Source organism: Pseudoalteromonas sp. PAB 2.2 (assembly GCF_001938575.1).
Taxonomy (GTDB): domain Bacteria; phylum Pseudomonadota; class Gammaproteobacteria; order Enterobacterales; family Alteromonadaceae; genus Pseudoalteromonas; species Pseudoalteromonas lipolytica.
This window is the reverse complement of record NZ_LYPI01000019.1, coordinates 40,682-67,604: the sequence shown is the minus strand read 5'-3', so window position 1 is coordinate 67,604 and position 26,923 is coordinate 40,682. Positions and strand designations below refer to the sequence as shown.

Genomic DNA, 26,923 nt, shown 5'->3' with positions numbered 1-26,923 from the left:
CATTTAACGACTTTGATCGTTAAAAAAACATGTTTTATCTGTAAAAAAATGTTCTAAGCTAGCTCTTAATAGAACAACGGGTGTTATTTAAATAAGTTATCGACTTCTTCTGGTAAAAAAGGACGCCCTTTTTCATTAACAGAGGTGCCTATTACTAAAGCGCTTAGCATCACTTTATCATCATGTTTACGGTAAACGGTCTGCTTAAAAGCAAACTTTAAACGACTCACTCTCTGCGGCTCAACGGCCACATAAAATTCATCGCCCGGCACTAAAGATGCTTTGTAATCCATTTCACTGCGAAGCACCACCAGGTTAATTTTTTCTCGCGCAAGCTTTGCAAAGTCGACCCCTTTAGCATGTAGGAACTCATGGCGGGCATGCTCTAAATAATTAAAGTAAACACTGTTATTAACAATTCCTTGCAGATCGCACTCATAGTCTCGCACTTTAAAGTCAACTTTAAAGGTCATAGTCGTATTCCTAATCAATTTACGTATAATTGCCTGCGTTTATATCATAAATACCTAAACAAGCTAAAGATTCACTTTTTTAGGTATAAATACTCATTTGGCCAGTAGGCTTGCTAGAATAGCAGTCCCTAAAATGGAGTTAAGAACCGCATGAAACGACGTTTATCATTATTATCAGCTGCTATTTTGCCATTATTTGCAGCTTCATCGATTGCTTACGCTGAAGACACAGAGCTTGAAACTATTTTAGTTACGGGCGATTTCAAAAAAGAAAGTATTCAAACGTTAAGTGCCAGCGCAAGCCTTTTTTCAGACCATGAAATTAATCAGCGTGGAGCGAAATTTTTAGATGAAATGCTAGCCAGTGCAGCCAATGTAAACTTTACTTCGGGTGCATCACGCGGTCGTTTTGTGCAAATTCGTGGTGTGGGTTTACGCTCACAATTTGTTGATCCCATTAATCCATCTGTTGGCTTAGTGATTGACGGCATAAACTACTCTGGCCTAGGGGGTAGCTCACTGTTATTTGATATAGACCAAGTCGAAATATACCGTGGCCCACAGGGGACACGTTTTGGTGCAGATGCTTTAGCAGGCATGATTCAAATGGAATCAGCTGCGCCAACGCTCAATCCGAGTGTAAAAGTGCAACTCGGTGCAGGTAATTATAATAGCTACGAAGCAGGCATTGCAGCAGGTACAGGTATTACTGACGATACAAGCGTACGCGCAAGTCTTTATCAACGCGAGTCTGATGGCTATGTTGAAAATATATATTTAAATAAAGATACGCAACAGCAAGATGAACTTGTTTCTCGCTTTAAACTGCACAGCCAACTTACAAATAACTTACGCACAGAGCTAAGTGTGCATTATATCGATATTAATAATGGCTATGATGCTTTCACCCTTGATAACAGCCGCTACAGTGTAGCCGATGAGCCTGGTGAAGATAATCAAGAAAGCATTGCGGTGGGTCTTGCAAATATTTATACCGGTTTTGATTGGTTTGATGTCAGTCTGAACGTATCTGGCATCGACAGCGAACTGTTATACAGCTATGACGAAGACTGGGTTTGTAACGATGAAACACAGCCACAATTGTGTGCAGCTGGGTTACACCCTGATGGATATAGCTATTTTGATGCCTACTATCGTGATCGAAAAGATAAATCTGGAGAGCTACAGTTTAATGGTAAAGCAGGAGATTGGGTCGCTGGAATTTATTATCAAGACCGCAACGTAGAGCTAAACAGACACCGAAGAAAGTTTTCTGAATACGAACTATTTAACTCAACTTATGATGTAAACAATATTGCTGCATATGGGCAATTATCTACTCCTATAAATAATAAAACGACGTTAGTTACAGGCTTACGTATTGAACAATATCAAGGAGATTACACCGATAGTAATGGTTTCATAGAAAGCACCGACGATGTAATGATCGGTGGTAAGCTTGCTCTTGAATATCAAGTCATTGACCGCACCATGATTTACACCAGTATTACTCGTGGCTACAAAGCTGGCGGCATTAACTCTGAGGCGTTAGCAAAAGCGAAAGATGAAGGCTTAAATCTTGACGCTGACTTTTTTGCTAACCACACCTCATTCGCCCCTGAATACCTTTGGAGTGGTGAGTTTGGTGTAAAAGGCAGCTCACTTGACGATAAATTCGTCCTGCGCTTGGCAGCATTTTACATGTACCGTGAAGATATGCAGTTGAAATCATGGCAAGTCGAGGGGCAAAACTTTACAGGTTTCTTTGATAATGCAGGCTCAGGTGAAAACTATGGTCTGGAAATTGAAGGTAGTTATCAGCTAACAGATAATTTATTTATCTCTGGTAGCGCCGGTTACCTGCACTCTGAAATAAATGATTACGTTGCTCGTCCGAGTTTATGGCAAGAGCCAATTGATCAAGATGGCCGCGACCAAGCACAAGCACCGAAGTATCAATATGCATTTACGGCACGCTATAACTTTACCCCTGCACTTTATGCATCGATTGGTGTTGAAGGCAAAGATGATTATTACTTCTCAGATAGCCATAACTCAAAAGCACCGAGCTCTAACTTAGTGAACGCATCGTTAGGTTATGAAAGTGAAAACTGGAGCATCAATGCCTGGGCACGAAACTTATTTGATGAAGATGTACCAACCCGTGGTTTTGAGTTTGGTAACGACCCACTGGATGGTTACACCACTCACACATACACACAATTGGGTGAACCGATGGTGGCCGGTGTGACATTTATTTACGAACTGTAAGTCGTGAAGGCGCTGGTTTTAACCAGCGCTTATTATCACCTGATTTTCGCGGATGAATCTGCTTCTACATAATCATGTAACAAGGGGTTCAACCGCGAATATCACGACTCAATGAATTATTCGGTGTGAGTTAAAGGTTCCTGCATTTAAGCTCGTTCCACATCAAAGGTGATCACGTCTTTAATCTTTTGCTTGTTCGTTGCAAGCATAATTAAACGGTCAACCCCCAGCGCCACACCTGCACATTGTGGTAAGCCATGCTCAAGCGCTGCAATCAAGCGCGTATCCATCGGTACCTGTTTTAAACCATTTGCTTGGCGATATTGATTATCTTCATTAAAACGCGCGGCTTGCTCTTTTCCATCGGTAAGTTCATTGAAACCGTTAGCCAACTCCATATTTTTGAAATACAGCTCAAAACGCCCAGCAACGCGATTGTCATGCTGACAAATTTGCGCAAGTGCCGCTTGCGAAGCTGGAAAATGGTAAACAAAACATGGCTTTTCTTGGCCGATAGTTGGCTCAACCTTCATGCAAAATAACAGCTGCAACAACGTATCGCGATGCGTTTCATGCGCGGCAATATCAGCAAACCCTTGTTCGCTTGCTACGTGCTGTAACGTACTCATGTCAGCAGTTAATGGATCTATACCTAATGCATTTATAAACGCATGTTGGTAAGTTAAACGCTCAGCCGCGTCAACACCCAGTACAAGCTGCATAAGCTCGTCCATTTCATCCATAAGCGCAAATTCGTCGAAACCTGGGCGATACCATTCAAGCATGGTAAATTCAGGGTTATGATGACTACCCGCTTCTTCGTTGCGATACGCTTTACACAATTGAAAGATAGCACCCGATCCTGCCGCCAATAATCGTTTCATCGCAAACTCAGGCGAGGTTTGTAAATATAACGGCAAACCACCTGCATGACCTGGGCCCACAAACTCGGTACTAAAACTGGCTAGGTGTACATCGGTAACACTGGCCGCACTAAGAGTCGGTGTTTCAACTTCCATCACCTCACGCTCATAGAAAAATTCGCGAATACGGCGAATGATCGCAGCTCGCTCGCGTAAAGTAGCAATATCAGCGCTTGGTTGCCAAACAGCAGTGGACATACAGTCTCCAAAAAAAATCCCAGCAGAAGCTGGGATTTTATCAATTAAACTTTTTAAAGCCTATTACTTAACGCGGCTTACGTACTCACCGCTGCGAGTATCAACTTTGATCACTTCGCCAATTTGTACAAATAGAGGAACGCGTACAACCGCACCCGTGCTTAATGTTGCTGGTTTACCGCCCGTACCGGCTGTGTCACCTTTAAGACCTGGATCCGTTTCTGTGATTTCTAGTTCAACAAAGTTCGGTGGAGTAACAGCAATTGGGTTACCGTTCCAAAGCGTGATAGTACATACATCGTTTTCAACTAACCATTTAGCATTGTCGCCTAGTGCTTTTTCGTCAGCAGCGATTTGCTCAAATGTTTCGTTGTTCATGAAATGCCAGAATTCACCGTCAGTGTATAGATACGCTAGATCGGTATCCATTACGTCAGCACCTTCTACCGTTTCACCCGACTTAAATGTTTTTTCTAGTACTTTACCTGTGATAAGTTTACGAATACGAACACGGTTAAACGCCTGACCTTTACCTGGCTTTACCATTTCATTTTCTAGGATGCTACAAGGCTCGCCGTCTAACATAATTTTTAGGCCGCCCTTGAACTCATTGGTGCTATAATTCGCCATCGTTTCCTCTGTCTAAATAATTTCGAGTAATCTACGTGTCAATGATACAAAGAAATGAAGTAAATTTGCATAAAAACTGGCAAAAAGAATTAGCAAATGTTGTCACCTGCCCTGAACGTTTGCTAGAAATGCTAGGTTTATCAAGTGTAGTAGACGAAAAAGACCTCCAAGCTCGTAGTCTTTTTCCTGTACGTGTGCCTCTGCCTTTTATCAAAAAAATGCGTTTTGGTGATATAAACGATCCACTTTTGCTACAAGTGATGCCACGTCACCAAGAATTTTTAGCGCAAACAGGCTACGATAAAGACCCGTTAAAAGAGCAAGATAATAACCAACCGGGGTTATTACATAAGTACCGCTCTCGTGTTTTGGTCATGTTTAAAACCGGCTGTGCCGTGAATTGCCGCTATTGTTTTAGACGCCATTTTCCGTATCAAGAAAACCAATTAAATAAACGCAGCTTAATTGACGCTTTAGCCTACATAAAAGCCGATAAAAATATCAATGAGGTCATTTTAAGTGGTGGCGACCCATTAATGGCCAAAGATGATGCTGTTAACTGGTTTATGGATGAACTTGAACAATTACCACAAATAAAACGTTTGCGTATTCATAGTCGTTTGCCAGTGGTGATCCCAGCAAGAATTACCGATGAGCTGTGCGCACGATTTGCAAGTTCGCCTTTAAAAGTGGTGTTAGTGAATCACATTAATCACGCGAACGAAATTGATGCTGACTTTAAAGCTGCGATGCAAAAATTAAAAGCCGCTAACGTCACGTTATTAAACCAAGCTGTATTATTAAAGGATGTTAACGACTCGAGCCATGCTCAAATAGCCTTGAGTGAAGCATTGTTCGAGGCTGATATCTTACCCTACTACCTACATTTACTTGATAAAGTAGAAGGTGCGAGCCATTTTGATATTACTGAGCAGCGCGCACGCGAAATAGTGGCACACATGCTCGAAGCATTGCCAGGGTTTTTAGTACCCAAACTAGTTCGTGAGATCGGCGGCGAGAAAAGTAAAACGCCTATCGATCTCAACCTAGTTTAACGCTTAAACGTAAACGTTTACGTTATTACCGAGTGTCGCAGTCACCGATTTAGCGGGTGTCTGTGCAGCGCTTGTATTCATCGCTGCGCCTTCGATAAGTGCAAGTGCCGCAGCACCATCAGCTTTTTGCTGTTTTTTAGCAAGTGATGCGCTGTAAACTTCAGCGCCTTCGCCGCCGCCACTCATCGCCGGTAAACTTGATCCTGATATATTCATAGTTCACTACCTGACTTTTTATTACAATCCACGTACTATATCGGCATTGCAGTCTAAAGCTTTAGGAAAAAAATGGATTCAATCATTGAACAGCTCAATGCTAACTTAAAAATCGTTTACCGTCAGGCACTTGATGCTGATAAAAAATTAGATGACTTACAGCAGCAAGGGCATGGCAAGTTCAAAGCCTTATTTGCAAAAGATGCCGGCTTTGATTTTGAAGCAAAACGCTTTAAGCCATATGTACTCGACGTTGCAGCCGATGTTGAGAGCCTAAGTAATGATGGCTTAGATGAAGAAAAGCTGAAAAAAACCGTAATTAAACTTCAACAGTTATTACAGCTGTTAGCGACGTTTAAGTAGATTAACACGCGTTATAAATACATACTTGAACCACCGAGGACACCAAGTCACTTCACGTGACAAAACAGATTACACTATTTCTCTGTGCCTCAGTGGTTCAAAAAAGCGTACAACGTGCTAACCAAGTTCCACAACTACAAACATCACGACTGTGCACTATTTAATGAAGGTAATAATTCATCTTCAAACCAATCAGTAATTAAACGTTTATCGTAATAATACGCTTCGTCACGGCCCATTTTAATGCGATCCATAAAGCCCATATCTTTGAGTTTTACATCACTCGCTTCGCTAACCACCTTGCCGTCTTTATCTGTAACTGAGTAATTAAAATCAATACGCGGAAAATAAATAGGTTTAATGATTCGAAGTTCATTCATACCACCAAACTGGACATCTCCCGCTAAATCAAGGTCAGTTACCTCAACATTAAAAGTGTATCCTTCAGGAAGCTGCTCAGCTAATTTTTTAAAATGTTTCTCAAAGTTTTTCGCTACATTTTTATGAAACGCCCCTTTCGGTGAGTTATTTCCTGGGCGCACATCTCTGTAGTCATTAAAATCATGCCACTTTACTTTTGCTTCACCTGCGTGAGCAAAAGCAGGTAGAACAACAACCATAGCCAAGGCAATTTTTTTTACTGTATTCATCTTTCTCTCCACGTTACAGGTTGAGCCAATAGTTAAAAACTAGCAGTTGAGGATTAACTATAGCTTAATACTCCCTCACTTTCGTGTTACCAATATGGTGCAAAATGTAACCAAAAACAAGCTACCCCGCTTTTGCTTAATTTTCAAAAATAACAATTTATTTATGAAATTTTGCACGGAATATGATGAAATAAGACTAATTCAAACAGGTATTAGTTCATGGAAATTTTATGACCATTTTAGTCACCGGCGGAGCCGGATACATCGGTTCTCACACCGTTTTAGAGTTATTAAAGCAAGGCACAGAGGTTGTTGTGCTTGATAACTTAAGCAATTCATCAAATGAGTCGTTGACTCGCGTTAAGCAAATCACAGGTAAAGACGTTACTTTTTATGAAGGCGATATTCTTGATAGAGACTGCCTAGATAACATTTTCCGTGAACATACGATCGATAGCGTCATTCACTTTGCAGGCTTAAAAGCGGTTGGTGAATCGGTTATTAAACCTATTGAGTACTACCAAAACAACGTACAAGGCACGTTAACACTCGTTGATGCAATGCGCGATGCAGGTGTTTTCAAGTTAGTATTTAGCTCCTCTGCTACAGTGTATGGTGACCCAGCAAGCTTGCCTATTCGCGAAGACTTCCCCGTTGGTGGCACAACGAATCCTTATGGCACCTCTAAATTAATGGTAGAGATGATGCTGCAAGATATCGCCAAATCAGACGAGCGCTTTGCATTTGTTATTTTACGTTACTTTAACCCTGTAGGGGCTCACGAATCAGGCTTAATTGGCGAAGACCCGAATGGTATTCCAAATAACTTACTGCCTTATATTTCACAAGTAGCCGTTGGTAAGTTAGAAAAGCTGGGGGTTTTTGGTGATGACTACGACACTGTTGATGGCACAGGTGTGCGCGATTACATCCACGTTGTCGATTTAGCACTTGGCCATTTAAAAGCACTCAACCGCATTAAAAACGATACTGGTGCTCATGTATTTAACCTTGGCACAGGGAATGGTTATTCAGTGCTGCAAATGGTCACAGCCTTTGAAAAAGCCAGTGGTCAGGCTGTGCCCTATCAAATCTCACCTCGTCGAGCAGGTGACATTGCAGCGTGTTACGCAGCGCCAGAGAAAGCGCTTAACGAATTAGGTTGGCGAGCCGAACGTGGCATTGATGAAATGATGCAAGATACGTGGCGCTGGCAAAGCAACAACCCTAATGGTTATAAATAAGCAAAGTAACTTAATTATACATGTTCAAAAAGCCTGACGATAAAATGAGTGAAATTAAACGTTTGTTAGCAAGTTAAGCTAAAGAATAGAAAGTTGAGTTGAAGATTACTTTGTTAAGTCGATATTTATAAAATATTTTTCTAAATCAAAAAAGTCCCTATGCGGGACTTTTTATTAATTACCTTTGGCCTACAGTTGCTTTGTTTACTACCTGTACTTGAGAGGAAATTGCTCGCTCAATAACTTGGTTATAAACTCGCTTTTTCTCACTAGAGCTAGAATTTAGCACAAAGTCTGAAAGTTTCGAGTTTTGAGCTTGCTTTGGCTTTATTAAATTTGAAAACATAGGCACTCCTAAAGCTCGTTTTTTGAGCTGGACGATGATTCTATCAGGCTCGCTAGATCTTCTCTAGTGAATATTTCATCTAAATGATGCTCAATTGCCTGAACGTTATCATGATAAAAACGTGTTCGACCCTTATTATTCTTAACTAATAAATCTACTTTAATCTGACTTCCAAACTTTAATTTAAGTTCCTTTATAACATTTTGTGATGCAAAAAATTGATCTATAAAAGTATTTGGCAAAATTCTACGCCCTTCTAACTTCTCTCTGGCTTCAACAAATTCCCATGCATATTCTGGTTTTTGGTATACAAACAAAATAAGCACTTTTCGGCCTTTACGAATAGAACGCTCAATATTTTTTTCAGCAACATCATAACTTGCCAAGGTACCATCTAACAAAAATGACTGTTTGTTTTTAAAAGCATGATCAAGTGTTCTCTCAACAATAAGAGATACAGCACGATGAAATAAATAAGAGTTATCACCTGTGTAAGCAGGTATTAGTTCTCTAAACTCATCTGGATCAAGTCTGAGTACATTATCAGCACCAATTTCTTCTAGAAAAGCTTTTGAAGTTTCAGTTTTTCCAGCACCAGGCGAACCTGCCATAAAAACAGAAACTGGTCTTGTATCGGGAGGAAACTGACTTTTGTCTGTTAACTCGCGAGCTATACGAGTCCTATTACTTTTAGCGTAGGTAATTGCCTGCCGCTCTAGTTCTTCTGGTGTCATATAAAGCCTTATGATTCTCTTTTCATTATGTCACTTAAGTGCCTATTAGCAAGTGATTAAGGCTGAGATCCCATAAGCTTTAACGATTGCCAGAGTATCAGAGCGTAAAGCTGATAGCCGCCCAGCGCTAGACAGTAAATGGCTTGGTCGAGAAGGTCGTATTTACACAGTGAAAGGCAAAGGTGCCTTAATCCGTAATGTACTAATACCTAACGCACTGGCTACACAGCTAGAACAAAGGCGCTTAGCGCAGCCTATAACGGTTCGTGATAGGGAAATTAACTATTTACAACGTTATGATATTGGTGGTGGTCATAAATGGTCATGCTCATTCTCAAAAGCATCTAGCCGCACACTCTTCTTTTCAAATGGCGGTCATGGCCTCAGGCATAGCTACGCACAAGAGAGAATGGCTGAGCTAAGGAGTTTCGGTTTAAGTAGGGCTATAGCTCTCGAAACTGTATCACAAGAGCTAGGGCACTTCAGGGCTCAAATTACTGAGGTTTATTTAAGGTAAACCATATTTACGTTGCTGCAAATTAGAGTTAATAGCTATTATGTGCCAGCGGTCGGCAGTTTCATGCACTATACACATTTCAAAACCTGATCCTTACTAAATGATTAGTCTACTCTTGGCATATAAACTACCTATTTACTATTTTTATCTTACCAACAATCTCATCATCTGTAATTGTATGCTTTATACCTTTATATGGACTTTCTTCCGCCAGTTCCCAAATGAAACTTGAAAAATTACCCATAACAGCTTTTGAGTAAGTTAAAATATCAACTGACTGTTTTTCATCGTTTGATTTACCAAAAAACTCCTTTAATTTTTGATCAAATCGCTCAAATGATTCTAGTGTATTTCTTTCCAGCTTTATTTCTTCAGGGTTTAATGGAATCGGCGCAACAATTTTAGGTAGTAATTTGCCATCATTCAGTTCTAAACTTTCAACACGAATCCAAAAGTAACCACCAGCCATAGACATTGGGCATGCATGTGTAACCAGATCTCTATACGATCCTAATATATTTAGCCATCCGTTTTTGCCACAAGCACTTTTAAAGTTTTTTCTGAATGCAGTAGGCTGACTTTTATCTTTGAAATATTTTTTGAAAATACGTGATGTCATGTTCATATGTTTTACTCCCGACTTTTCTTCATCAGATAGTATGAAGTGAAAAATAAACTCGGATAAATAATCTCTCAAAGTGCATGCATCAAATAAAAAGTGTTGAAAGGAGTTATAAATATCTTTTGAAAACCTATCTTCAAACTTACTCCCAATTTCAATTTTTTCTTGTATACATCGTCCCATTAGCTGATCTCTATACCTGCGAGACAAAACTTTAAAAGACTCATTTAATGTACTGATTTGGTGCGATATTCGTTTAGCTATATCCCACAAGAACGCATTTTTTAATTTATATCCTTGATTTGATATATGTGACCAATGCCAAATAGCTTCGATATGTGACCATGACTTAGATTTGTAAGCTGTATGAACTCTCCACTCAGATGGAGCACTGCCATCAATTTGAGATATATCAGTATAAAACTCTGTACCAACTAGCTCATTTAACCCTAATTGATCTAAGCCTACGTATAATTGCTGATATGTTGGAATCGTTATTATTGCAGTCTTGTCATCTGTAGTGCTTGGGTAAATTTTAACTTTATTAGATGATGGCAAGTTAATTGCGTGAATACCACCTAAGAAATGTACATCCCTCCATGCTATAGGCCAATAACTCAATTTTTTCTCCTTCTTTTTATACTAATTTATAGTAGTGCCCGAATTAGATCTTATACGGCTTTAACATACTGTTTAGATAAAGTTTTGTCTCTATTAATTAGGAAAAGTAGGAGATATCTTCTTTCCCTAATTACGTACATAAATGAATCTGACTGACATTTTGCATATTAATAAAGTCTATATCTCGCTCAAAGCAATCTGCTTTGATACAGGAGAAACCTGTCAACTAGCACTGTCGGATTAAATATGAGCTACTACACATTAACTCATCTTCGAGGTCTTTCACATTGTAGTGATTTTGTTTATATCAAGAGCCTCAGATAGTGATATGGTACAACCACCTTTACACCGACAGTCAGCTAACGGAATTTCCGGAACTTCGCTTAGACTATAATTCCCAACTCTATGCTTTTCACATGCAGAGCAAAAATCCCCTTCGAACCGCATAGTTTTCATGATATACGGCATACCAAGTTCTTGAGACTTTAATTTAGCATCAAATATACGAAACTTGTTTTGTGCAAAGAATAACATCATGCGACATACGCCATCAGGGTCCAAGTGAGTTCCATTGCTAGCTAATTTCTTTCTTAATTCATTATCCAACTTTAACCCCCAAAGAAACATACTAATTGCTCCTTGACGCACTAGAGGCTTTAAATCAGGCTGTATCTCAGAAAGAATGAGTGGCCAATCATCAAGAATATTATTAATTATAAAAACCTCTCTTGAACCACCAAAATTAGACCAGTCAACTCCTAAGCCTGATGGAAATGGTAAACTCAGTTGATGTTTCCTAACTGGCTCAAAAGCATCTTCAAAGTTTCTATTTAGAGCTGCATTTACTGATACCTCAATTGCAGCAAACATTTCATTTTTGATGATTTTTTCTTTAGCTTCAATTTGTTTCGCTCCCTCACAGGAACAAACCAAAAAATCATGTTCTAATGAATTACCATTAAAATAATTTGGTGCTGCTTCCAAAATCCTACGAACTAAAACAGGTTTTGTACCAGAAGTTGGCAGGTTAAGGTTTTGAGAAATACTTTTTAACTTTGGAGCAGAATAAGTCGCTGTGACAACTTCCTGAGTATTAGCTGACTGTAAAACCCCCTCTTTTTCAAATTTATTTAAAGCGAGCTCTGCATCACATCCTAAGTAACTAGTCCAATCTCTCATTCTCAACACTTTCGATAAGCTTTTAGGTTTTAAAAAGCTCTTTAGAAAGTAGTATTCGTTAGTATCCATCATTCGCTTCCTATTGCTTAGAACGATGAATATTATAGCATTTACTTGATGGAAAAATGATTTACCTGAATGTTGACCACTATCAAGCAAAACAATGTCCAATCATATAGCAACAAGCTTTCCCGCTTAGAAGTGAAGCTCAGTAAAAGGTAAGGGATTAATCATATCAAGCATATAGAGATGTTTTCCGCTATACTAAAAGTAGCACAGAGGTAGCACAGGGTAATTTCTGTTAGTAGGTGTTTACTTGGGAAGCTTGTAAAAATGGTGGCCCCTCCCAGACTTGAACTGGGGACCTAACGATTATGAGGCCCCGTTGGCAAGTTTGTAATCGCTCAGTTAATGCAGCTTTGAAACTGGCTCTGACCATTAGTTTACGAGTTTCGTTACCAGTGAATCGTTGAGTGGTCACATTTACTGGTAACGTCTTAATCAAGGTTATTTTAGAGAGGTTATCCTCAAAAGTTACCACTCACTCGTACCATGCTATTGCTGCATTTTTTCTCTAATCCAATCATTGATATCACTTCTAACCCAAGCAAAAGATCTGCATCCTAGTTTAACTGCTTTTGGGAACTCTTCCATTTGTTGTAAACGATACAAGGTAGATTTCGATAATCCTGTCATTTGAACTACTTCTTTCATTCTAATTAGATCACTGGGTTTTTTATTTTCGAATTTATCAGCGTGTGTATTTGACTGATTTGAATTAAGTTTTGGCATAGTTTGTGAGACAAACGAGCGTTTTGATATCTGCGATTGAAATGACTCGAGATGGCGTTGAACTTGCTGAAGTTCACGTATGGCGTTATTGGTTCTGAAAGATAGTTGTTCTAGGTACTTTTCTAGTAAATCATACTCAAGTTTATTCATTTGTTGACCTTACATTTGGTTGCTTTTCCCAAACCATCTAACCAAACATACTTAAGTACTAGAAGTATGTTTTGCTTTTTAGAGGAACAATAAAGTGTTAATTTAATTGCCATATATCAGTTAATTAAGCGGCAGAATATGAGTTTAGGAAGAACAATTAGAATCTATTTAGATGACGGTTCAGTAACGGGAGTTAAGCACGCAGAGATAGTTAATTGGACAGGACAAGCGATATCTTGTCCAAGGCAGCATGTTAAAAGCCTGAATGACTGGCCAGAATCTAAGAAGCCGGGGTGTTATTTTTTATATGGCGTTGATGATGAATCTGGTGAAGCAGCAGTTTATATAGGAGAAGCTGAAAACGTCTATGATCGAGTTCTTAACCACTTAGCTAATAAAGACTTCTGGAATGAAATAGTCTTTTTCACCAGTAAAGATGAAAACCTGACGAAATCGCATGTAAAGTTTTTAGAGTCTGAGTTAGTGAAAGCGGCTAAAGATGCAAATAGACAGATGCTTTTAAACGGTAATACACCAAATCAGCCTTCTTTACCTAGAAGTGAGCAAGCATCAATGAAGGAGTATTTTCAAAACCTTAAAACATTACTAGGCGTTTTAGGGCATAAAACACTCGAGCCATTAATTCATAAACCTTCAGATTCTGCTGATAATAAAGTTGAAAGACTAGATGAACCAGCTAGTGAAACTAAACTATTTTTAAATATAAAAGGGCTAGAAGCTCAGGCCATTTTAAATGACGAAGGAATAGTTGTTATAGAAGGCTCCTTCGCCAGTAAATCTGTCAAAGATAGTTTGTCAAATGGGTATAAAAAGCTGAGAACAAAGCTTATCGATTCTGGTGTTGTGATTGATAACGGTAACACTTTAGTCTTCACTCAAAATTATTTGTTTACTAGTCCATCTCAAGCTGCTGCGGTTCTTGTAGGTTATGCAATCAATGGGAGAAATCACTGGTTAGATTCTAACGGTATTAGCTTAAAGGAACTTGAAACCAACTCTTAAAAATTGGCCTTTTTACTTGTAAAAGGCCAACTCCGCTAACACTTCCCCTAACATGCGTCAGATCAACATCCTTAACTTTCTGTATTTACAGATAAATTTCTTATAGGCATACTTATACTTTACAACCACATTCAGTATAGGTGCAAGATGGAACACACCAAGCCAATAATAACAATCCACCCCCATAGTCAGAAGTCAAGAGCTGCTAATATAGGGCAAAACGGAATTTTTTGGCCTGATTTCATATCACAGCAAGACCTCGTAGAAATGTGTACTTTAGCTACAGGTGAATCAGAATATACCTTAATTTGGTTAGAAGAAGATCAGCCAATTTTCGTAGGAGGTAACAGTTATAAGTACAATGTCGGTAATATAGTAACCATAGCGTATAAGGGAAAAATTACCTATATTACATTTGCTAACCCCTATAACGATGGTAGAAACTCGTACTTTCAGCAAGTAGGCCCAGCTTACAGACGTTTTTTGGAAGATAGTTCACATAATAAAAGTTTCATGTTTTATGCTTTGCCTATCGAGAGACCGGAAAATTACGGAAAGGTTTTCACTCTGTATCATCACTTCATGTACTCGGTTCTTCATGCTGCAGGCATAGGTGGAAACTGGCAAGAGTTACTAAGAAATGAGCCTAGACGTTTTCAAAATATCGAACAATTAATTGCAGCAAGAAATAGGTTGTCTAAGAATAACAATAACGCATCATATGTTTATTTTGACTCCAATGAAGATGCGTTCTACTTGTTTTTGAAAACATACGGAGCTAGTAAATATGAGTCATTTTTCTTAGCACTCGCAGCAATAAATATTGAAAAAAATAAAGAAATAAGAATCAGAGAGCTTGAAGAGGGAGAGCTCACAGGGCTTCCTGTTTGGGCACAAAATCATATAGAGCAATGTAGTTTAGGTAGAGTCCAATGTTACTCTCTTGAGAAGGGAATGGATGAACATCGTGCCCCTGTTATCATGTTTCCTCCTAGTTTACGCACCCCGCGTTATAGAGTGAATGTAAGAAAACGTTGTGGTCAAGAAATATGCGCATTCTGTGATAATGACGATCCTCGAGACATTCAAGCTGCCCATGTTTGGGATGTTCACAAACTGCGGCAATTATCTATTGAGAATGATGACAATAGAGTTTTGTGGGATTTTGCTTCAGACGGGCACAATGGTTTGTGGTTGTGTACGGAACACCACCGTCCTTTCGACAGTAACACCTTACTCATCGATGAAAATGGTTACATAATTTATAACACAATGATTAGTAGAAAAATCATTGATGAGTTAAGGGCGACGATCACAAAACGACAAATTGATGCTGAAATATTGACCGATGAATTTAGGTTCTACCTTCAAAAACGATACGAGTATGTAGACCTTACTCTCTATAGACATCTATAGTTGATTTTGGTTAAATTAAATCAATGGCTTAGGTTTTTTTTTGCTTGTACTTAGTTGTGACGGTAGAGTAGCAGCTAAGTACGAGGTATCATATGAAGCGTTTTTTAACTTCATGACAAGAAAATACACTAATGCGGTACTTGGGCAGTAAAGATTTAATCGTATCTGAGATATACAATCTTTTAGATAAAAAAAAATTAGTAAACAAAAATTTAAGGCTTTTTGATGCGTTTTGTGGCACGGGAGCCGTATCTGACGCCTTGAAAGGTGCTTTTAATATTATCGCAAACGACAATTTGTCTTGGAGTGTTGAGTATACTCGGGGGCGTTTAGTTTCTGAGTCTTGCAGTTTTAGTAAATTAGGATTTGACCCCTTTGTTTTTTTTAATACTAACAACACAAAAATAAAAGGATTTTTTTACAATAACTATTCGCCAGGCGGTTCTCAAAGAATGTACTTTAGCGAAGATAATGCAGCTAGAATAGATTACTTTAGAACCACCATAGAAGAATGGAAAAATAAAGATGAAATCGACGAAAACGAATACAGTTATTTAATTTATTGCCTAATTGAATCTGTCTCTCTAGTTTCTAATACTGCTGGTGTGTACGGTGCATTTCTCAAACATTGGGATTCTCGAGCAAAAAAAAATATCCAGTTTGTTAAGGGGCATACAGATACTAAGAATGATAAACAGTTAAGTTTCTTTAGTAACAAAGTTGAAAGTTCTTCCGAGTTAACTTTTTTCAATGATAAAGTTGAAAAAATTATTGAATCAGTAGAATGTGACATCCTATATCTTGACCCTCCTTATACTCAAAATCAATATGGGACTCAGTACCATCTTTTAGAGACGCTGGTTCTAAACGATAACCCCACAATGAGTAAGATAACAGGCTCCCGACCTACGGGCCCTATGAGGTCAGATTGGTCAAAAGACTATAAAGCACACATTCTATTTGATGAGGTGTTAGCCAAAACAAAAGCCAAGTATATAGTATTTAGCTACAGCATTGATGGCATTATGTCTAAGAGCTTTATCGAAGCTAGCCTCAAGCGTTACGGTAAGCCTGAAACTTACATCTGTAAAAAAATAGCCTATAAGAAATATAGAAACTTCAAAACCAAAAGAACAAATGATCATTTTGAATATTTGTTTTTCATTGAAAAAAAAGAAATGGATGATGTAGAGTTCTCTTCTCCTCTAAATTATATTGGTAGTAAAGCCAATATGATAAAAGAAATAAAAGAGAACCTTCCTAATGAGATAAAGAGTTATCCTAAATTTATAGATGCATTCGGTGGGGGAGGGAATGTTGCAATTAATTTGGGTTGTAAGGAAATTGTTTACAATGATTTAAATCATTATGTGGCAGAGTTAATAAAGTCGTTCAAAGACTTTGATACCTATAAGTATATTCAATTTGTAAAGTTGAATATAAAAAAGTTCGGGCTGGAAGCTGAAAACTCGGAAAGTTATATGAAATTTAGGGATTACTATAACTCACTTCCTCCTAATAAGCGCGATCCCAAGTTACTATATACGTTAATTCTGTATGGTTTTAATCAACAAATAAGATTTAATAGTGCACATGAATTTAATAATCCAGTAGGAATGAGGTGGTTTAATGACAAGGTTTTAGAAAAGTTGGTTAGTTTTTCTAGAGTCGTTAAGCAAAAAAATATACAGTTCCTAAGTCAACACTATAAAGATTTTCTTTATAGTCTCAATACGGATGACTTTGTTTATATGGATCCTCCTTACCGTCTAACATTAGGCTCATATAATGACGGTAAAAGGGGGTTTAAGGGCTGGTGTATGAGCGCAGAGCAAGAATTGATAGAGTTTATTGATAGCATAAATGAAAAGGGTATTAAGTTTATGCTGTCTTACGTTTTAGAACATGGTGATTCCCACAATAATGAAATTAAAGAGTGGCTGAATAACCGTAGTTACAAAATAATTACCATTGAAGGCAATTTGAAAGTTAAGAGAAAAGAGGTGCTAGTAATAAATTACTGATGTAACCGCTCGTTAAATGAAGTTCAACGTTTTCGCCTTTGTTGATTTTTGATCGGTATTTAAGCCTTGTCTCTACAATTTTTTGACCGGATAGTAACCTTAAATGGTGCTAACGGTCTTTCAAATGTCAGTCTACAAGCGAAAAAACTCTAAGTTCTACTACTGTGAAATCAATATAAAAGGCAAGACGGTAATTCGCAGTACTAAAACTACTAAAAAGTCACTAGCATTGCGCTTTGAGAGTCAACTACGAGAAACGCTGTATAGGCAGCACGTATTAGGTGATAGACCGATTATCACTTTAGCTGAAGCAATACTGGAATATGCAACTAGCAAGAGTGGCTCGGTCAATAAACAAAACCTTGATTCACAAATTAGAACGCTGAATGCTCAACTATCCCGTGTGTATTCACTCCAAGCGGATTTACATGGCTTAAATGGTGGGCACTTAACGAGGTTAGTATCGCTTAGACGCAAAGATGGGGTTACAGAAGGCACTATCAGGTTAATGCTTACCACTTTAAAAGGGGTTGTTAATTGGTCAAAATTAGCCGGTTACTTGCAACCAGAAAATCTCGTAATACCTAAGCTACGTGTTAATAATCAAAGAACTAGAACCTTGTCTAATCAGGAAGAAGTTCAGCTACTCGAACGATTGAAACTGAACAAAAATCCAGATGATTATGATCTGGTTGTTTTATTGCTGGACACTGCGGCTAGATTAAATGAAATCCAACAATTACATTGGGAATCTGTTGATTTAGAAGCAGCTGAACTTCATTTGTGGCGAACTAAGACAAATACGGCATCTGTCCTTAAACTTACAGAACGCTCATTAAATATTTTAAAACGCCGATATGAATCAAGTTCCCAAAAAAAATTCGTATTCCCATCAAAAAAAGGTGGCTTGCGCAGAACTACACCTAAATCTATTCAAAACGTATATAAAGAGCTTGGTTTGGAAGGGTTTTGCACTCACTCCATTCGTCATTCAACAGCTTCTAAACTAGTAAAAAGTGGTATGAGCTTATTCGCAGTATCTAAACTTCTAGGTCACTCAAATATTTCTATGTCACAGCGTTATTCTCATTTAGAGCAACAAGCTATAGCAAATCAAGCAGTTGAAATTCTCAATAACAATTAATAACTTAACTTGGCACTGAACACTGATAAAAGTTTCGCCGAGATCTGGTAAGGCCGTTGAACTCAAGCATAAATAACTATGAAGCTAAACGACTCGGTAAGAGTCAATTTGATAGGATTTATGATTATGAGTGTATTTAAAAGAAACGGTGTTGGTAATTATTACATCCAGTTTAATTTCAACGGAAAAACTTACTGTAAAAGCTCAAAGACGACCAATAAACGTACAGCTGAGCGTATGGAGCGAGAATGGCGAGATGAACTCCATAAGATTGATGAATTAGGTGAACGACCAAGAATTACATTGCGTGATGCGTTGAATGGTTACCTTAACGAAAAGCAAGGTACTGGAAGCCAAAATTATGCATTTACCAATGTCAAAACAGTAACAGAGCGAGTTAATGTCGATGTTTACGTAGACCAGATTCGTGACTCGGATTTAACTAAATTTAAGGTGTCTCGTGAAAAAGAAGGTATAGCACCGCAAACAATTAAACACAACTTTCAAGCGATTAGAAGTGCTGTAAATTGGGCTAAAGAGCATGGTTACAGTGTGAAAGAAGTTTCGTTCCCTAAAATTAAGTTACCTAAGCATCGTTTACGTTACTTATCCCACGAAGAAGAAGCAAGATTGCTTACCGAATTAGACCCCAAGCGCAAACGCCCGTTTCGCCCTGATTATGAGTACAGAACAGCGGAAGAAAACCGTCGATATCAAGATAATTACGATTTGGTTGTCTGCCTTCTAGATACTGGAGCGCGATACTCAGAAATTGCAGCTATTAAATGGGATTCAATAAATATTGACGAAGGTACATTAAACCTATGGCGACCCAAGGTTAGAAACGAATCAATTATCTACATGACAAACCGTGTTAAAGAGATTTTTAAGCGTCGATTTCAAAATCGGTTATCTGAAGAATTTGTTTTTACGAACTCAACAGGACAGCCAAGAGGTTATCAAGCCAAGGGGATTAGAGCGGCTATAAAACGAGCTGGTATTGAGAACTTCAAAATTCACGATTTACGTCATACCTGTGCAAGTCGATTAGTACAAGCTGGTTTAAACCTTTATGAAGTAAAAGAAGTGCTTGGTCACACAGACATAAAAACCACTCAAATTTATGCACACCTTGAACGAAAAGATATTACAGCTAAAGCACGTGATATTTTGGAACGATTACAACCAAATGGAGATAACCATGTTGCTTAATGATGTTTTACATGAATCATCAGCTGACTGGTGGAATAAGGCGCTGTATATACTTGATAAACTGTTCGGTTTCGAATCTGGCGGTAATTCAAAGCTGAAGCGTGTTAAACAAGTGTTTGATCAGAAATCAGGAGAACATGTTATTTACTTGGAATATCGTGTTAGAGCCGCTAATCAGTCACCAATACAAACACATTTGAACAGTAATTCAAAAGTGAAAGTTGATAAAAATAAGAAGGGTTCAAAGTAACATTTGAACCCCATTACCCCAGCAATATAAATGTCCGTTTGCCAGACGGGTATTGTCCGAAGCTTTACAATACCAGCCAAGTAATACACCGTCTGTTCTTCTTGCTTCAATACGATTACCAACATCAGTAATTCGTCCAATCAGTTGTCCACTAGGTAATCGTATTTGTTTTTCAATCATCATAAACATCTCGTAATTTAGTTAATTAATCATCAACAAGGGTTAGTTGTTTTTCAACTGTTGCTGGATACCCAGTTAAACGTAGATACTAAAATAAGATTTATGGAGAACTATTGTGGATATAATCAAGAGTGAATCAACGGAAACCAAGATGGATAAAGCCACACGCGTTTATTTGAAAATGAGAAATCAGGAAGGTGTCAGACGTAAAGATATTATTGCTGAATTTATTAACACTTGTGGTTTAACTCCAGCTGGGGCTTCAACGTATTACCAAAAAATAAAAAGTAAGCAAGTTAAGTGATATACAGACCAAACAGACCACTTTTTAAGTAAAAATATATAAAAACTAATTCAGCTTATAGTTTTTACAATATTGTCACCTGAAACTTGGTCTGTATCATCTGCTAGCTTTTAGAATCAAAGCCCTATTACTGATTCTATGTTCGGGTCGTGTAATTTAAGTGAGATATACGTTGTAAAATCGCTTATTGATACGCCATTTACTACTAAACTACCTTTATTATCTTTACCGATTTTGTAACCTTTTTTACGGAGTTCTTCTTTAAATTCACCACTAGTTGGTTGTGGGTAATTATTCTGCTTACACCAGATAAAAAAACCATCACGCAGTTGATTATAGCTTGCTTGTAAATATAGGGCGTCTTTAATTGATACATTTTCAGTACAACTGTCGGTTAAAAACTGTGCAACTTTATCAGATTTACGTCGATAACCATCTTGTTTCGCTAAAAGTTCTTCAGGTACATTGAGCCCTTCGTTTAGAAACATTTGAGCACCTTTTACCATCCAATTTAAGATGCCAGCACCTTCTTCTTTAAACAGTGTTTCTTTGAGCTTTGGATCCCGTTTGTTATCAGTCACGACATAATCAAATGGTACTATTAATAATCGCTCCCATACCGCTGGATCTTGAGGTATATCCAATAGGAAATTTGTTGATAATACTGGTGTAAACATTGGTTGATAAGTAAAGGGTTTACCGTGCGGAGAGCGAGCAACCACTTTACCACTGCGTACACACGACTTAATCATAGCACTGTCAAGTTTGTCACCACGGCTTGATTCATTCATAGATACTAAACGTTTTGCAACAAGCTCCGCTTTAAAGTACTCCTTGTTATTACGCCTATCGGTAAAGATATCGGATTCAGTTTGCTCAGCGTAATCGGCAAGTATTTGTACCAATAAATCAATTAAAACGCTTTTACCGTTAAGCCCTGAGCCAATTAATATAACGAACTTATCTTTATTGGAAATGCCCAATATCATTTGCCCAACAAGCCGCTGGATGAATGCTACCATTTCTTTATTGCCCAACATAATTTCACTGACAAACTTTTCAAAGCGCGGACAAGTAGCATCTTTATCAAATGAAACAGCCATCGATTTCATCATCAGATATTCTGGTTTATTAGTAATAAAATTACCATTTCTCAAATCTACAATTCCGTTTTTTACGCCAATGTAATGCGCTTTACTATCAAAGGTTGCTAGTGGCACTGTAATTCCTTTTTGCGCTTTAAATAGCTCACGTATGGCAAATATAGCAGTTTTGCTTTGTACCTTTTTACAGTGCTGTACTAACTCTTTAATACGAGCTTCAACCATCCTGATAACAGGCTTAGTATTGAATTCATCACCAAAACTTTGAAGCTTTTTTTCTAATTTTCGATAGACAGATAATTCTTGCTTTCTTCGTTGCAACAACAAGTCCGCCAATCGAATTGTCGCTCCATTAACGTCTTGTTGCCAACGCCCTTCATGAAAAGCAAAATTGCCAAGCTCATCTACCCAAACGACTTTATTCTCTACTAACTCAACTTGAAGTTTTGCATTACCAGAGTCGGTATAATCAAAATCGGGGTCTAAATAGCAAAGCTCCCTTACTTGATTAAAATCTAGTTTTTCAATGGCGTCCAACTGACCTGATATTGCCAGTGATAATGTATCGCGCGGCTGTATAGTCTCGCTCATGATAATACCTCCGATAAAGTAAGTGGTTTATTAGTTTTTTTTGCTTGTGTAGGATAGCTATAGGCGCTCTTGATCACTTGCATAGCTTCATCATCAGGAAACGGTGGAGTACACCTTCTGGCTGCTTCTAGAACGAACTCAATAAGTAATACTTGGTCAATATCAAATGCACGTAAGTGGCAGGCATAACGAAATAGGGTTTCATTGCGTTCTCCCTGAGACAAGCCCCGCATCACTTGTATTGGATTAAACTTATCCAACTGTTTGTTTTTATGGCTCAGCAGTAGATCCTTCATCCAGCCCATAGGTTCGGCCATTGGTAAATTCGGATCATTAATTTCGTATTCGACAAGTTTGCCATTGATAACACGCGTAGAAGGTGCAGCCACGATATATCCGCCGTTACCACGAACATCAACGCCATCCAAACCACAAACTCTTGAGCCAATAGACACGTCAGTTTCAGGTGTCCACTTAACAGGAATATGGTAACCGCCCGTTGGCGTTTTAAACTGTAAAATTGGGGATTGACTGACAATCTGTCCATACCGCTCCTTTAGTGACTTTCGACCATCAACACCGTTTTTAACGTCAACGTCAATGGCGTTAAATTTTGATATTTCACCTGTAGCAAGGCCAAGATTGTATTTGCCACTGTTAAACCAGCTTTTAAGTGTATTAATGTCTGTTGTTGCTTCTTTTTGCCAGCCAGTGTTTAACGGTGTCTTACCGTTTTCTTTTACCCGAAAAACATGAATACCCATGCCTGCAAAATACAGTGCAGCTGTAACTTTATTCATAATGATTCCTTAAAAGCACGCTGACGATATCAGCGTGCTTATCGTTTGAAGTTAATGACGAATGATACGAGCAAGATAAGTTAGCTCATTAAACAGCGTTTGGTGGTAGTCGGTACAAGGTTCTTGCCCAATGTACTGTTCTATTAACTTATTAATGCGTGTTGCTTTTTCGATTAAAGCGTGACCTTTTAATACACCTAAGGTTTGTGCTAATCGAAATACACCGGTTAATACTGCATGAGTGAACGGGACATCACGGTAGAGCCAGTAACAATCTTCTAGATTGCTAATCGATGCTTGTCCTTTAGTGTCAGGTATTTTGATATTAATTGGTTCTGACCGTGCAGGATCACAATCCTCTACTTGCATTGTTTGGTAACTAACTTTTTTATATGCCACCAATAGCTCTCGCTGCTTTCTATTGATAATCGCAATTTCACCGAAATCACCGCCCTTAAGTGCTATTGCGTCTACACAAACATCATCACTGACACCAATATCACCAAAGATATATGCAATGGATAGTGACTGCTTTTGCCAAACGTAATTCTCTAAATATTTCATATTAAGCCTCAGCATCATTAAGCGTTTTCTGGTGAGTAGGCGGGGTGTAGTCATAAATTATAGGTGCAGCTATCACTGACCAATTGGGTGACTTCTTTTGTAATAAGCTTTTAATAAAACGGTATAGGTGACCTGTAACATAAGCGAGTCTGTCAAAATAAATTGACGACGTTTTATCTTTTGCCGCATCGCCGATAGTTTCTTGATACAGTTTATTGCGAAGTATCATTTTTCTTGCTTTTGATGGTGTTAAGCATTGCCATAATTTAAAAAGGCCAAAATACACATGCTGAATAATTTCAATGCCACAACCGCTCTCCGCTAGTGCATCAAGATTTTCATAACGATGCCAGTTTTCACCTTGCTTAATTGCAAAGCCAAGGCGATTATTCGGTAACAGAACAATGTTAATCTCAATAGCTCCATCTTCTGCTTGCGTGAGAGTTAACACATCAACATAAAAGTGCATATCTATCGATGATATACACGCTTGTATGGCATGGTGTTTCCAAGGCTCAGGGATAACGAGTTCTTTTTTCATTTCAATTCCTTAAGGGTGAGTCTGGTCTAAGTGCACACTGCACCCTGTTTTAGTTTTTAGGTAGTTGTAACTTATTACGCGCTTAGGTGCTTAAACTTAAAATCAGTGATGCTATGGCGCTGAATAATCGACCAGTAATGACGACTGTTAGCTAACAGTGCATCAGTCACTTTGGGGATTTGGCGTTGTAACCACGCTTTTTGGCTTTTGTTGGGTGACTTCGGTATACGCTTGATAAAGTTGAGCACATAACCATGATCTCGTTTGATCTGTTTCAAAACTCGTTGTTTGTCTTGCTGGCTCAACTTAGTCGATGCTTTTATTGCGATTTGACAAGCGAGTAGTAAATTCAAACATGTGACAGTTGATACATGACTTCTAAACCCACTTGTGGTTGGTAATGTAAAAGTATTGAGCTCGATACCTCCGTTAGCGCACCATGAGGTTACTTCACAGTATTCTGGTGCCGCATTAGAAAGCCTGACAAAATACACATCTTGTAAGGCATTATCAGTGACATACCTATCGGGATGCATCAACTCAATGACAACCGCGCCATCATGAATCGCGCCATTAAAGGTAGAAACATCAGCAATAGATGAGTCGTTTACGGAACTAACATTCCAGTGAACGGCTTTTGCGATAAATCTAGCGGTTAGATCGTACGGAGTACAATACTTATAGTGCTTTTTAGCAGGCAGTGCTGCCGCCTTAACCTGCTTTTCAATAGGTGGACAACGCTCAACGCTGAGACTCGATGAGTTATGATGACCTTCAACACTTGTTAATGCCTGCTTCTTAGCCGCGCATGAAAAATAACGTTTTTTCATAAATCACTTCCTTAAGCGCGCACCTAGCCATAACGCATGATGCGCCCTAATAATTTGTTAATAAAATCTTAAGAGGGGTTAAACGACTATCCGTTTAGTTTTGATAGGTCAAAGTCACACGTTTTGTGTGCAGTAAGAGAAGACCACATTTTAGGGTGCAACCTTTCCAATTCAGCGGTGACCAGAAGCATTTCATCTTGTAAAATGTCATCAGCAACATCGATCAGAAGTATGCGCTTAATAAACACCCACACCCCATCAAGAAATGCCGTTAATTCTTCTAAAAGAGCTTGCTGTTCTTCAATTGCAAATTTTGTGGAAGCACTTATTAAATCTCTGGCAGCAAAGAGGCTTGAGAAAGCTTCGTCTGGCCTAAATCCAGCAAGCCCATCCGTTGTTGGTAGCGCGTAAGCTGCGCACATAAATCCTTCTTCAGGTAATGATGTATCAATAGAGTAAATCCAACCTATACCGTTATTATCAAAAATTACAGCTTCGATATGTTCACCATTACATACGTCTGGTCGCTCCAAGATGATAAACTCATCATCATTCATTTGCTGAAAAACAGGCAATTTAGCAATATCTGCATCTGCTACCGTTCGTCTTTGCCAAGCTTCAGGATCAAAGGTCCTGTCACCTACAAGGTAAGCTACAGGTTCTTTGATGAGATAACTCTCTTGCTCGGCAAAATCAGAAATTTCGTTCGTGCAACGTGAGAAAAGTTCGTTTAATAAAGTCATTGTGTATCTCCGTAAGTTAAAACTAAAAAGGTGGTGAGTGACCACCCAAACTTCGAAGATGATGATAAATTGAAGGGAATTGGGGTGCTGGTATCTGGTAACCAAATACCAATTTCAACTAATTTTTATCGCAATTGCAGTCTTGGTCACTGCATTTAAAGGCGTCTATTAGTTTCTGCTCGATATCTTTTTTGTCGATAGGTTTTTTACATGTAGTCTTAGGTGGCTTTAAAACTTTTATTTGCTGCCTGATGGTGTCAGCTTTTTTCAATTGAGCTGGAATACAAACCTTTTTTTTATCTTCAGGGTGCTCAATAGCGTAAAGCCTATGAGCTTCTTCAGGAAGCGAGTGAAAATTTTGCTTCCTGTTATTTAATATTTGGTAACCCATTAGCTCGTCACTGGCATCTTGTTCTTCATATAAGCCATGCTCATAAAAGGCTCGACAGCCGTTAATACGAAAACGATTAAGAGTTTCTTCCAGTTGACCGTGAATCGCAATCGCTAACGGCAATACACCTATTGTTGGATACTCTTTCCATATTTTCAGTGCCATCTTATCAATAGCATTTTCAATATTAGATTTTGTTGTACGAATTTGTTTTGATCGGAGTCTTCCCTGTGCTCTCGTCACTTCAGCCTGCTCACTGCGTAAAAGAGATGCAAATGATACTTCGGCAAATACTATATAGCTTTCATATTGCGTTGCTTTATATAACTCAAACGGGTCATCTGTCATCAACCCGTTAATTGAGTGAACAAATGCGCCCATAGCAAAGTTCTCGGCAATAACTGTTCCTTCATCTAGAATTGCAGCTATATCTTTTTTAAGCCAATTATTGTCATTTTGGTGAAGGCGCGTTTTTATTTCATCAATAGCCGCAAAAAAAGAATTATCACCAGTTTTCTCGCTCGTAATTACCATATTAATTAAATGCACTAGTACGTCTTTATCTAAAAATACATCATCCCACAAATAATCTTTCGACTTTAGTGTATTAAGGGCCGACTTAATTATTCCTGATAATATTGATTTTGCTGACGAATTCGATGATGCAATAAAAGAATCTAACTTTTTATTTTCTATTAATAACGCTAAATAACCAGCTGCTTTCATAAGTAGCACTAACGAGGGAACCTTAAGCGGATTTTACATGAACTGAGAGCAAAGTCGTTACCTGATGCATAGAAAAAAGTAAGCGGATCTGGATATC

Annotated in this window: 28 protein-coding genes and 1 pseudogene; 12 read left to right on the top strand and 17 right to left on the bottom strand. The window is 38.4% G+C overall.

Translation table 11 applies throughout. The features are described from left to right. Positions 1–83: 83 nt before the first annotated feature. The gene (locus BWD47_RS16650; RefSeq protein ID WP_036971432.1) at positions 84–473 is read right to left on the bottom strand and encodes a thioesterase family protein; all 390 of its coding nucleotides are present in this window, start codon (positions 471–473) and stop codon (positions 84–86) included. A gap of 150 nt (positions 474–623) precedes the next feature. On the opposite strand from BWD47_RS16650, the gene BWD47_RS16645 reads away from it, so the two are divergent. After that, the gene (locus tag BWD47_RS16645) at positions 624–2,744 is read left to right on the top strand and encodes a TonB-dependent receptor (protein WP_075594333.1); all 2,121 of its coding nucleotides are present in this window, start codon (positions 624–626) and stop codon (positions 2,742–2,744) included. Between the two features lie 146 nt (positions 2,745–2,890). Here BWD47_RS16645 and epmA read toward each other — a convergent pair whose 3' ends face one another. Continuing rightward, positions 2,891–3,865 (bottom strand): elongation factor P--(R)-beta-lysine ligase, encoded by a 975-nt coding sequence (gene epmA / locus BWD47_RS16640; RefSeq protein ID WP_036971439.1) that lies wholly within the window; start codon positions 3,863–3,865, stop codon positions 2,891–2,893. 63 nt (positions 3,866–3,928) lie between these two features. Next, positions 3,929–4,495, bottom strand: a complete 567-nt coding sequence (gene efp, locus BWD47_RS16635; RefSeq protein ID WP_036971443.1) for an elongation factor P — start codon at positions 4,493–4,495, stop codon at positions 3,929–3,931. 41 nt (positions 4,496–4,536) lie between these two features. Here efp and epmB point away from each other — a divergent pair, with 41 nt between their 5' ends. Further along, complete coding sequence (gene epmB / locus BWD47_RS16630) at positions 4,537–5,550, top strand: EF-P beta-lysylation protein EpmB (protein ID WP_036971447.1); 1,014 nt, start codon at positions 4,537–4,539, stop codon at positions 5,548–5,550. A gap of 3 nt (positions 5,551–5,553) precedes the next feature. On the opposite strand, the gene BWD47_RS16625 is transcribed toward epmB, so the two are convergent. Next, on the bottom strand, positions 5,554–5,766 hold the full coding sequence (locus tag BWD47_RS16625; RefSeq protein WP_036971451.1) for a hypothetical protein: 213 nt from the start codon (positions 5,764–5,766) through the stop codon (positions 5,554–5,556). 72 nt (positions 5,767–5,838) lie between these two features. Here BWD47_RS16625 and BWD47_RS16620 point away from each other — a divergent pair, with 72 nt between their 5' ends. Then, the gene (locus tag BWD47_RS16620) at positions 5,839–6,129 is read left to right on the top strand and encodes a prephenate dehydrogenase (RefSeq protein WP_065978238.1); all 291 of its coding nucleotides are present in this window, start codon (positions 5,839–5,841) and stop codon (positions 6,127–6,129) included. A 143-nt stretch (positions 6,130–6,272) separates the two neighbouring features. Here BWD47_RS16620 and BWD47_RS16615 read toward each other — a convergent pair whose 3' ends face one another. Further along, positions 6,273–6,779, bottom strand: coding sequence for a DUF3016 domain-containing protein (locus tag BWD47_RS16615; protein WP_075594332.1), 507 nt, complete (start codon positions 6,777–6,779; stop codon positions 6,273–6,275). 230 nt (positions 6,780–7,009) lie between these two features. Between BWD47_RS16615 and galE the strand changes: the two genes are divergently transcribed. After that, on the top strand, positions 7,010–8,023 hold the full coding sequence (gene galE / locus BWD47_RS16610) for a UDP-glucose 4-epimerase GalE (RefSeq protein WP_075594331.1): 1,014 nt from the start codon (positions 7,010–7,012) through the stop codon (positions 8,021–8,023). Positions 8,024–8,377: 354 nt separating this feature from the next. Here galE and BWD47_RS16605 read toward each other — a convergent pair whose 3' ends face one another. Further along, complete coding sequence (locus BWD47_RS16605) at positions 8,378–9,103, bottom strand: zeta toxin family protein (protein WP_075594330.1); 726 nt, start codon at positions 9,101–9,103, stop codon at positions 8,378–8,380. Positions 9,104–9,182: 79 nt separating this feature from the next. Here BWD47_RS16605 and BWD47_RS20285 point away from each other — a divergent pair. Then, a pseudogene (locus BWD47_RS20285) lies at positions 9,183–9,620 on the top strand (site-specific integrase); the annotation flags it as partial. Between the two features lie 127 nt (positions 9,621–9,747). On the opposite strand, the gene BWD47_RS16595 reads toward BWD47_RS20285, so the two are convergent. The 3 genes from BWD47_RS16595 to BWD47_RS20335 all read right to left on the bottom strand — a co-directional run bounded on the left by BWD47_RS16595 (position 9,748) and on the right by BWD47_RS20335 (position 12,984). After that, positions 9,748–10,863 carry a hypothetical protein gene (locus BWD47_RS16595; protein WP_075594329.1) on the bottom strand — a complete coding sequence of 372 codons (1,116 nt, stop codon included), beginning with the start codon at positions 10,861–10,863 and terminating at the stop codon, positions 9,748–9,750. Positions 10,864–11,145: 282 nt separating this feature from the next. Then, the gene (locus tag BWD47_RS16590; RefSeq protein WP_143474504.1) at positions 11,146–12,114 is read right to left on the bottom strand and encodes a hypothetical protein; all 969 of its coding nucleotides are present in this window, start codon (positions 12,112–12,114) and stop codon (positions 11,146–11,148) included. A 483-nt stretch (positions 12,115–12,597) separates the two neighbouring features. Continuing rightward, complete coding sequence (locus tag BWD47_RS20335; protein ID WP_305954744.1) at positions 12,598–12,984, bottom strand: AlpA family transcriptional regulator; 387 nt, start codon at positions 12,982–12,984, stop codon at positions 12,598–12,600. Positions 12,985–13,122: 138 nt separating this feature from the next. Here BWD47_RS20335 and BWD47_RS16580 point away from each other — a divergent pair, with 138 nt between their 5' ends. The 6 genes from BWD47_RS16580 (at position 13,123) to BWD47_RS16555 (ending at position 20,053) form a co-directional block, all read left to right on the top strand. Then, positions 13,123–14,007, top strand: coding sequence for a GIY-YIG nuclease family protein (locus tag BWD47_RS16580; RefSeq protein WP_075594327.1), 885 nt, complete (start codon positions 13,123–13,125; stop codon positions 14,005–14,007). 147 nt (positions 14,008–14,154) lie between these two features. Then, on the top strand, positions 14,155–15,423 hold the full coding sequence (locus BWD47_RS16575) for an MAG4270 family putative restriction endonuclease (protein WP_054552835.1): 1,269 nt from the start codon (positions 14,155–14,157) through the stop codon (positions 15,421–15,423). 140 nt (positions 15,424–15,563) lie between these two features. Beyond that, positions 15,564–17,447 carry a Dam family site-specific DNA-(adenine-N6)-methyltransferase gene (locus BWD47_RS16570; protein ID WP_200909090.1) on the top strand — a complete coding sequence of 628 codons (1,884 nt, stop codon included), beginning with the start codon at positions 15,564–15,566 and terminating at the stop codon, positions 17,445–17,447. 124 nt (positions 17,448–17,571) lie between these two features. Then, on the top strand, positions 17,572–18,591 hold the full coding sequence (gene xerC / locus BWD47_RS16565) for a tyrosine recombinase XerC (protein WP_161804349.1): 1,020 nt from the start codon (positions 17,572–17,574) through the stop codon (positions 18,589–18,591). 126 nt (positions 18,592–18,717) lie between these two features. Next, complete coding sequence (locus BWD47_RS16560) at positions 18,718–19,803, top strand: site-specific integrase (protein WP_075594326.1); 1,086 nt, start codon at positions 18,718–18,720, stop codon at positions 19,801–19,803. Further along, positions 19,793–20,053 carry a hypothetical protein gene (locus BWD47_RS16555; protein WP_075594325.1) on the top strand — a complete coding sequence of 87 codons (261 nt, stop codon included), beginning with the start codon at positions 19,793–19,795 and terminating at the stop codon, positions 20,051–20,053. Before BWD47_RS16560 ends, BWD47_RS16555 begins: the two co-directional genes overlap by 11 nt. Here BWD47_RS16555 and BWD47_RS16550 read toward each other — a convergent pair. Continuing rightward, entirely contained in the window at positions 20,045–20,236 is a 192-nt protein-coding gene (locus tag BWD47_RS16550; protein WP_075594324.1) for a hypothetical protein, read from the bottom strand. The two genes, BWD47_RS16555 and BWD47_RS16550, sit on opposite strands and share 9 nt — an antisense overlap. Before the next feature lie 148 nt (positions 20,237–20,384). Between BWD47_RS16550 and BWD47_RS20150 the strand changes: the two genes are divergently transcribed. Continuing rightward, complete coding sequence (locus BWD47_RS20150) at positions 20,385–20,537, top strand: hypothetical protein (protein ID WP_178387095.1); 153 nt, start codon at positions 20,385–20,387, stop codon at positions 20,535–20,537. A 116-nt stretch (positions 20,538–20,653) separates the two neighbouring features. On the opposite strand, the gene BWD47_RS16545 is transcribed toward BWD47_RS20150, so the two are convergent. The 7 genes from BWD47_RS16545 to BWD47_RS16515 all read right to left on the bottom strand — a co-directional run bounded on the left by BWD47_RS16545 (position 20,654) and on the right by BWD47_RS16515 (position 26,826). Beyond that, a complete protein-coding gene (locus tag BWD47_RS16545) occupies positions 20,654–22,231 on the bottom strand; it encodes a phage/plasmid primase, P4 family (RefSeq protein ID WP_054552842.1) in 1,578 nt (525 codons plus the stop codon). After that, on the bottom strand, positions 22,228–23,031 hold the full coding sequence (locus BWD47_RS16540; protein ID WP_054552843.1) for a bifunctional DNA primase/polymerase: 804 nt from the start codon (positions 23,029–23,031) through the stop codon (positions 22,228–22,230). The genes BWD47_RS16545 and BWD47_RS16540 overlap by 4 nt, the downstream gene beginning before the upstream one ends. 51 nt (positions 23,032–23,082) lie before the next feature. Beyond that, a complete protein-coding gene (locus BWD47_RS16535) occupies positions 23,083–23,595 on the bottom strand; it encodes a hypothetical protein (RefSeq protein ID WP_054552844.1) in 513 nt (170 codons plus the stop codon). Between the two features lies 1 nt (position 23,596). After that, complete coding sequence (locus tag BWD47_RS16530; RefSeq protein ID WP_054552845.1) at positions 23,597–24,136, bottom strand: hypothetical protein; 540 nt, start codon at positions 24,134–24,136, stop codon at positions 23,597–23,599. 74 nt (positions 24,137–24,210) lie between these two features. Next, positions 24,211–24,966 (bottom strand): hypothetical protein, encoded by a 756-nt coding sequence (locus BWD47_RS16525; protein WP_054552846.1) that lies wholly within the window; start codon positions 24,964–24,966, stop codon positions 24,211–24,213. An 86-nt stretch (positions 24,967–25,052) separates the two neighbouring features. Next, positions 25,053–25,709 carry a hypothetical protein gene (locus BWD47_RS16520; protein ID WP_054552847.1) on the bottom strand — a complete coding sequence of 219 codons (657 nt, stop codon included), beginning with the start codon at positions 25,707–25,709 and terminating at the stop codon, positions 25,053–25,055. 118 nt (positions 25,710–25,827) lie between these two features. Continuing rightward, positions 25,828–26,826: a hypothetical protein gene (locus tag BWD47_RS16515; protein ID WP_054552848.1), complete on the bottom strand. Its 999-nt coding sequence runs from the start codon at positions 26,824–26,826 to the stop codon at positions 25,828–25,830. Positions 26,827–26,923: the final 97 nt, after the last annotated feature.